Origin of the sequence: Paracoccus lutimaris (genome assembly GCF_003337565.1) — a bacterium.
GTDB lineage: Bacteria > Pseudomonadota > Alphaproteobacteria > Rhodobacterales > Rhodobacteraceae > Paracoccus > Paracoccus lutimaris.
Genome location: NZ_QPJL01000026.1, coordinates 43,471 through 51,240, shown reverse-complemented (window position 1 = coordinate 51,240; position 7,770 = coordinate 43,471). Strand labels below are relative to the sequence as shown.

Here is a 7,770-nt window from a genome sequence, read left to right as displayed (position 1 = left end):
TTCCAGCCGCGCCGTTTCAGGTAGAGATCGACGATGTTGCCGTCCTCATAGCGCTGGCCAAGGAAATCCTCGAACCCGCAGCCCCAAAGCACGCCTGACCATTGCTCGCCCAGAAGGTCGGCCAACCCGTCCTGATCGATCTCGAATTCCTCAAGCGCAGGCATCAGGTGTTCGGCGACCACATCATGTAGCCGTTCCCGCCAGTCACCTTCACGGCTGATGAACGCCAAAAGGTCGGAAATGTCGTTGCGCTCGGTCATCCCTCATCTGCCCTGCGTTGCTGATCCGGTTCGTCTACCAAGCCTAGTTGGCGACAGACCAACGAGCAGCCATCCCCTGCGTCGCCTGTTCAAGCAACCCGGGCAAACGGCCATCGCACGAAAGCCCGAGGAATGTTGCCGCACGCGTTGCCCCAACATACAAATACTTGTCGAACAGATCTGGCTCATTAACCGCTAAGTCGTTCAAGGAGTGGAAAAACGCTGCTTCGAACTCGAGACCCTTGATATGCTCGACGGCGAACACACGGACGTGGCGGTCCAACCCAAGAACCTGCCCACCGAGGCAGGGCATCACTTCGATATTGGTGTCTTGAAGCGCCTGCCGCAGTTCATCCGCCACGGGAACGACCAAGTCCTCCCTTGGAACAAAGACCGCGATTGATGGCAGATCCGTGTGGATGGAATCAATTTCTACGATGCGCGACGCAATCCAATGACTTTGGTCAGTACCTCCCAACTTGCTGACGTGGACGACGGGCGCGTAGCCCTCGGCGATGCGAGGGCCCTCAATCGTAGTCTCGAAGAGATCGCCACCGGACAACTGTACAATTTGGTTGGCAAAGATCCTCAGCTCTTTCGACTGGCGATAGGCAACTTCGACTCGGTGAAATTCAAGCCCCCGCACTGCCCACTCGAAAGCATCACGGCTAGATACCCCATACCTCGTCAGTCGCTGATTGAAGTCACCACAGGCGAAAAATGATCGGATGCCTGGTGTTGCAAGACAGGCCATCGCGCGCAATTGCAGGGGAGAAAAGTCCGTAGCCTCGTCCACGACTACCTGGTTTCGGAACTCCTTAACTAGTGGTGCTAGAATCTGAAGATTACCTTGTGTGAGATTCGCACGAACCCTCGAGGAGTCTAATAGTTCACTGGCTGCATCAAGGTGCACGGCAACAAGAAGATCAAGTTCATCACCTGTAATCCTTGTCGCTTCCATGGCCTCTGGACGGTACCATCGTGGATCGGCGTTCCTGCGGAAGGCTCGATACCTTTGGGGCAGTCTCGAAAAATAGTTCCGCGTCGTGAGAGAGACCATGCCGACTGCCGAAATGAGGTTGTAGGTGCGTCCCAGCCGCTCCAATTCAGCTTGCCCGACCGCTTCCGGCCCCAACCATTCTAGGACCGGCTTGTATTTTGAAGTCCTTGAAACAGCGCGTTTGGTCCAAGCTGCAATCGCCATCAATCGAATGGAGGCACGAAGCACCTTGTACATTCGATCCCGGGTCGACGTCGGGGCGACATCTGGCTCGAGACTATCCTCCTCGTCCTCGTCGTCTTCATTTGTCATCGCATCAATCTTGGCGACCAGTTGAGATAGCTCTGTGATGCTCTGCCTGCCCCTCAACCTCGCGATTACCTCAATCCGACGATCAACAGTATCAACAATGTCTGCGCGCGCTTTGGCTGCCCACTCTCGCAGCTCGGGTGCAACTGCATCCACTTCGAGATAGACAGTCAGGACTGCCGCAGTATCGCGAACCCGGTCAGCCAATCTTCGTGCGATGTCGACCAGAACCTCCTCGCCACTTTCTCGAAGAGTGCCAATCGCGGCATCGATTTCTTGGAAGTAGATATTTCTTTGGAAAGTGTCAAAATCGGCATAGAACTCGGGCTGGTTCTCCAAGGCAAATGTTGAAAGATGCTGTTCGGTGTCCTCTCTGAGGAAGCCTGACGTGCGCTTTCCTGAGCGCAGTATACCAAGCACTCGAGTTGCCAACCCATTTCGAAAATTCGCCCAAGTCTGGATGCGATCTTGGCTCGCGGGAACGTTGTCACGCGCGAATGCCTCACGCAGGTAATGCTCCAGCAAAGCCGTCGGCGAAAACATGATCCAGCTTGTATGATGATCGTCAGCCAGCTGGTGTTGCGTTACAGCACGCAAATCCTCCTCGCGCTCTTGCGTGAGCGTTAACTTCTGACTCAGCCGCTTGATCAAGGTGGTCGTCTTTCCCGTCCCGGGTGGGCCCTCAAGCATAACCTGCTTGTCGATAGGCAGCCGGAAAATCTCGTCTTGGACCTTGTTCATCACACTCTGATCGCGCAGGCCCACACCGGTCAGGGCTGTACGCTGTGGCGCCAGCCAAGGCAGAGGCTCGTCCAGATCAGCAAATGGATCATCAATTGCCGTCGTACCAAGAAGGGCGGCGCGACCCGCTGCACGAAGCGAAGGAACCGCGACCAAGTCGAAGCGTTCGTGGGTTATCCTATTGTCGACGCCATCCCACTCGCCACCTCGATTGGTTGGATTATACGTCCCCTTCTCAACAACTTCGACCCAATTGCCATCCGGCAACTGGAAACTATCGCCAACATCAAGCGCAGCCAACCTTCCAATAGGCGCTCCCGAGTTGTAGCTCGTTAGAGAAATGCCAGGTGCGGATACCGTAAAGTTCCGTGCAAAATAGTAGGTCTTTTCAGTTCCCGAATCGGAACGAACCTTCACTCGCGCAATCAATGGCTCTCGCGCGAGCTCATGACCAGCTTTTCGTTCAAGCTCTTGGACCTGGCTGAGATTGCGAGCTGCATCGACTCCCGTCAGTGAATTAAAGCTGCTCATGACGGTTCCGGCATCGACAAATCGGCTCGACGCTTTTTCCGCTGCGGCACGGGAAATGGTGTCCATGGCCAAAAGGCACTCCTCTGCAATCTGCTCCACAGCAGGAGTGATCGTATCGACACCAAATTCAGCCTCAACGGTATTCATGCTTTCTCCAGCGCTCCTATAATCCTCTGGCAACCATCGCGCGAACGACCTATCCGTGCAAGCCGTCACAGCGGCCAAAGCCAATCATCCCAAGATGGCTTCTTCTGCCACGGCTCGTCATCGAGCCAGCAGGGAGCGCCCTACCAAGAACGTCGCCGACGACATCCAGAACTTGTCCACAGCTTCGTCTCCCCCACCCCCTTGCTCCGAATCGAGGCCTGCGTCAGGGTGCATCCTTGAGGAGAGCAGCCCTCAACCAAAAGCATAACAGGTCTATCGGAACACCAGTCGCTCTGACCGAAGGCGCCTCGGCGCCTTTTGTGTCGTTGCGCCCGATCTCTTGACCCCGTGCCGCCCCGGCACGGGCTGCAGACGGTATGAGTTAGGCCCGTCCTCGGTTCATGTGAGGATGATCTGTCATGGCTTTGCCGCCCCGCGTTTACTACACCCTTCAGGAAGTCACGGCCCGTTGGGGCTGCAACATCGCCGACGTCGCAGGCTGGGCCGCGGCAGGCAAGTTCCACATCATGACCGGCATCGGCCTGGTGCGTTGCGGCGATGAGATCGTCGCCGGTCGGGTGGTTCTCTCGCCCATGGACCTCATGCCGTTGTTCCGCCGCTGCGGGACCGGCCCGACCGAGGGCGTGGTGCGCCGGATCATGGCTGGCGAGAAGGGCCAGTGGCAGATCATCACCGATCCTGTCGGCGGGGTCACGGTGGCGGTTGCGGACATGATGATCATGGCCGATGAGGTGCATGCCTTCGAGGAAGAGAACGACATGGTGCGGCGGGTGACGGCCGGGCCAGGTGCTGCCACGCCCTATGACTGGGAGGGCATGAACATAGCCCTGATCGTGCGGATTCATGATCACGGCCTGCCCGCCACACAAGCCGAGCTGGTTGCCGAGATGCAGGACTGGTTCGCGGATCGGTCGGACGGCAAGAAGATGCCCGACAGCCGCTCGATCCGGCGGCGGATCACACCGATATGGAGGGCGCTGCATCGGGAGGAGGCGTGATGACGAGGGTCCGTGCTGGCCCCGATCAGGCGGTCTTTCGGCCGCCCTGATCGTCAGCGTCATGCACCAGCCGGGGCTTCGGCCGGAAGGCGCTGGCCACGGCGTCGACCCCGGCGCGCAGGGGCGAGTCCATCAGGTGCGCGTAGCGCAGCGTCGTCTGCATCTGGCTGTGCCCCAGAAGCTTGCCGATCATTTCCAACGAAGCCCCGCCGCTGACCAGCAAGGACGCAAAGGTGTGGCGCAGGTCATGGATCCGGACGTCCTGCAGCCCGCACTGCTTCTGGACCTGCGCCCAGAACCGCCGCACCTCCTGCACCGGCTGGCCCGGCGTGTCGCCGGGGAAGAGCCACGGCGCTCCCTTTGGCACGATAAGCTGGCGTTGACGCACTATGGCGGCGGTCTCGTCCGAGATCGGCACGCGGTGGGCGCGGCGCTGTTTCGTCATGGTGGGCGGCTTCGACCAGCTCATGTGTTCGAGGTTGAATTGCTCGAACCGGGACTGCCGCACCTCGCCCAGCCGGGCGCCGGTCAGCATGCACATGCGGATGATGTCGGCCGCGCGCCGGTCCTCGGCCGCATCCAGCGCGGCAGCCAGCTTGGCGATCTCCTCCTTCGACAGGAAGCGTTCGCGGGGCGTCTCGGTGCGGCGGTGGAAGCGCTGGGCGGGGTTCTCCTCGCACCAGCCCCACTGGACCGCCAGCGTGAACATCTTGCGCAGCACCTCGCCGATCCGGTTGGCGCGCACCGGCGTCGGCTTCGCGCCCTGCAGCTTGCGCGCCCGGTTGTTGGGCTTTTCCTTGTGGGGCCGCGCCCTGCCCTCGGCGATCTTCGTCAGGATCTTGTCGACGTCGGTCGTCGTGATCTCCGTCACCAGCTTCCGGCCCCAGACTGGTTCCACCATCGTGGCCAGCGCCGACCGCTGGTCGGCTGCGCTGCGGGCCGAGAGTTTCGGGAGATGCTCGGCGCAGTAGCGGTCGATCAGGTCGGTCACGCGCGGGGCTTCGCGCTTCGCCTCGCGCTGGCCCAAGGGATCAGCTCCGGCGTCGATCTCGCGCCGCAAATCCTTGGCCCGCTCCCGCGCCGCCGACACCGACCATTCCGGCCAGCGGCCGAAGGTCATCCGGCGCTGCCTTCCGGCATGGCGGTAGTCCAGCGTGAAGGCCCGCCCACCGCCACGGTAAATGCAGGCGGCAAAGCCCCGCACCTCGGTGTCGAATATCTGGTAGTCCCGCCCCGGCACCGGCTCGGCGTCGCGTAGCACTTTCTCGGTCAGCTTGATGCGTTCGGGCATTGCTTCGGTCCTTCTTGCATCCGACATGAGGCGTGGTTTCGCCTGGTTATCAAGGCAAGCATGGCGCCTCGGGTGGCGGGGAGGCGGAGGGTGGCGCAAAGGGCGCCAGAGCCGCGCCACCCCTTGTTTTCATGGGATTTCGGTGCTGGGCGGCTCGACGCGCGACTGGTGACGATAGGCGCAATGTGACGCGTGAAAGGGCAGGCACGGTCGTCGCGCTGCAAATCCGGCATTCAACGACCCGTAGAGCGACAAATCCTCAAGGAATTCAATGGGTGGCAGGGGTGCCGCGCCGGGTGCCACCCCCTCTTTGCCCGTCAATGCCGATCTAACACGGTCAATGCGACTGTTCGCTGGTGTTTGCGGTCTTGGCGTCCGTTTCGCCCATTTGGCAGGTCTGACCGTAATCTTCCCCCGCCACCCGACCGCCATCGCAAACCCCAATAAAACAAGGGGTGGCACAAAGGTGGCGTCCTTTCCGCCACCCTCCGCCTCGCCGCCACCCCGCGGCCTCTGCGCTCACTGGTCCCTGCAAGACGTCCCCGATCTTCGGGGCCAGGACCAGGAGACCCCGATGCCGCATCTCGGATCGATGCCAGACCCGAAGGACAGACCCCGCACGCTGCTGGTCGGCTGGATCAGCCGTCTCGACCTCGCGCTGGAACTCGGCCTTTCGGTCGACACCCTGCGCCGCTGGGAGGCGATGCGGACGGGTCCACCCTGCGTGCGGGCCGGGCGCAAGGTCTACTACCGCCGCGCCGCCGTCGAGGAATGGCTGGAGGAGCAGGAACAGTCCGCCCCGCGCCGTCGCCGTACCGGAGGGCGCCGGTGATGGCGATCCACCCCCGCAGTTCCGCCTGGCCCGCCGACCGCGTGGCCGAGGCCCGCGCCGTCCTCGCCGATGTCGCACATCACAGCGATCTCCTGATCCGGCTCGCCTGCAACGTGCTGGTCCAACATGGCGAGACCCCGGACGAACGTGCTGATGCCCAGCGCCTTCTGGTGGTGGTTGATGCGCGGCGGCCGGTGCGGCGCGCCCAGCGCGAAGACCAGGGGAGGGCCGTGCGATGAAACGCCGCGGCACCCCCGAGGCCGATCTGCAGCGCGCGGTCGTTCATGCGCTGCGCATTGCCCTGGCCCGCACGGCCATCATCCACCACTGCGCCAACGAGGTGACCGAGGCCGGGCCCCGCGGGGCCAAGCGCCAGGCGATCCTTGTCGGCATGGGCGTCCATGCCGGGTTCGCCGACCTGATGGTGCTCTCTGACGGCCGCGTCCTGTTCCTCGAACTGAAAGCCCCGAAGGGTCGGCTGCGGCCTGAGCAGGAGTCATTCCGCGATGCGGTGCAGGCGCAGGGGTTCGGCTGGGCGCTGGTGAGAAGTCTCGACGACGCGCTGGGCGCGCTCGCCGATCATGGCTTCACCACGCGCATCGCCCCAGCCACGCGGAGGCCCGCGCCATGAGCCACGATGCCACCAACTGGGCCATCAAGCAGCGCGGGTTGAAGCCCACGACCAAGATCGTGCTCTGGCACCTCTGCGACCGGTTCAACCCGGATTACGGCTGCTTCCCCTCGCAGGATCGGCTGGCACATGACTGCGAGATCAGCCGGTCGACGTTGAACGATCACCTTGGTCAACTCGAAGCCGTGGGCCTGTTGCGGCGTGTGCCGCGGCTCGACCCCGTGACCAAGCGCCAGCTGCCCACCCGCTACATCCTGGGGTTCGAGCCGGGCTTCACACCTGTGGCTGTGGTGCCGTGTCCGGAAATCGGACACGGGGACGATGGCGGCGTGGAAAGCCTCGACGATGCCGATGGTTGTGATGTCGACGGCATGGCCGACGTCCTGCCGTGTCCGGATTTCGGACATGGGGATGACGCGAGGCCCGTGTCCGATTTTCCGGCCGACCCGTGTCCGGAAAATGCCGGAAGCCGTGTCCGGATTTCGGACACTAACCCTGTAAGGGAACCTCTAAGTAAACCAGTAAAGGAGGAGGAGGGCGCGCAGGCGCGCGAAGCGATTTCCGATGAGGTTTTCGGGGACCTGCTCGCGGCGCTGGGCCTCGACCCCGCGGCCCTGCCCGGCTGGTGGCAAGGCTGGCCGCCCCGGCTGCACGTCCAGCGCTGGCGCGACGAACTGGGCCTGACCGAGGCGGAGATCATCGCAGCGGCCGAAGCGAGCCGCGAGGAACATCCCGAACCGCCTGATGGACCGAAAGCGCTGGACCGGGCCATGCAGCGCGCCGCCCAGCGCAAGGTCGAGGATGCAGGCCGGAAGCGCCGCAAGCCCAAGGCGGCCCCAGCCCCGGCTGCGAAGCCGATCACGGACTTGCCCGCGTTCTACGCCGATCTCGTCAACTCCGACCGCTATCTGCCGGTCAGCGCGATCAGCAACACCATGCGCGATGCCATGCTGGCCCGTGGACTGGTGACCGCCGAACGCCTGCGCGAGCGCGGGGTGCGGTGAATGGC

7 protein-coding genes and 1 pseudogene are annotated in these 7,770 nt (G+C 62.6%); 5 read left to right on the top strand and 3 right to left on the bottom strand.

The features are described 5' to 3' along the window. Positions 1-260 (bottom strand): annotated as a pseudogene (locus DFP89_RS17020) (hypothetical protein); the annotation flags it as partial. A 43-nt stretch (positions 261-303) separates the two neighbouring features. Further along, positions 304-2,988: an ATP-binding domain-containing protein gene (locus tag DFP89_RS17015; RefSeq protein WP_147273341.1), complete on the bottom strand. Its 2,685-nt coding sequence runs from the start codon at positions 2,986-2,988 to the stop codon at positions 304-306. Between the two features lie 419 nt (positions 2,989-3,407). Here DFP89_RS17015 and DFP89_RS17010 point away from each other — a divergent pair, with 419 nt between their 5' ends. Then, positions 3,408-4,007, top strand: coding sequence for a hypothetical protein (locus DFP89_RS17010; RefSeq protein WP_114350577.1), 600 nt, complete (start codon positions 3,408-3,410; stop codon positions 4,005-4,007). Between the two features lie 25 nt (positions 4,008-4,032). On the opposite strand, the gene DFP89_RS17005 is transcribed toward DFP89_RS17010, so the two are convergent. Beyond that, positions 4,033-5,298, bottom strand: coding sequence for a tyrosine-type recombinase/integrase (locus tag DFP89_RS17005; protein ID WP_114350576.1), 1,266 nt, complete (start codon positions 5,296-5,298; stop codon positions 4,033-4,035). A gap of 574 nt (positions 5,299-5,872) precedes the next feature. Here DFP89_RS17005 and DFP89_RS17000 point away from each other — a divergent pair. The 4 genes from DFP89_RS17000 to DFP89_RS16985 are packed head-to-tail and all read left to right on the top strand — an operon-like array spanning position 5,873 to position 7,765. Next, positions 5,873-6,130, top strand: a complete 258-nt coding sequence (locus tag DFP89_RS17000; RefSeq protein ID WP_114350575.1) for a helix-turn-helix transcriptional regulator — start codon at positions 5,873-5,875, stop codon at positions 6,128-6,130. After that, positions 6,130-6,369, top strand: coding sequence for a hypothetical protein (locus DFP89_RS16995; RefSeq protein ID WP_114350574.1), 240 nt, complete (start codon positions 6,130-6,132; stop codon positions 6,367-6,369). Before DFP89_RS17000 ends, DFP89_RS16995 begins: the two co-directional genes overlap by 1 nt. Then, positions 6,366-6,761: a VRR-NUC domain-containing protein gene (locus tag DFP89_RS16990; RefSeq protein ID WP_114350573.1), complete on the top strand. Its 396-nt coding sequence runs from the start codon at positions 6,366-6,368 to the stop codon at positions 6,759-6,761. Before DFP89_RS16995 ends, DFP89_RS16990 begins: the two co-directional genes overlap by 4 nt. Further along, positions 6,758-7,765 carry a helix-turn-helix domain-containing protein gene (locus DFP89_RS16985; RefSeq protein ID WP_114350572.1) on the top strand — a complete coding sequence of 336 codons (1,008 nt, stop codon included), beginning with the start codon at positions 6,758-6,760 and terminating at the stop codon, positions 7,763-7,765. The genes DFP89_RS16990 and DFP89_RS16985 overlap by 4 nt, the downstream gene beginning before the upstream one ends. The last annotated feature ends 5 nt before the right edge of the window (positions 7,766-7,770 follow it).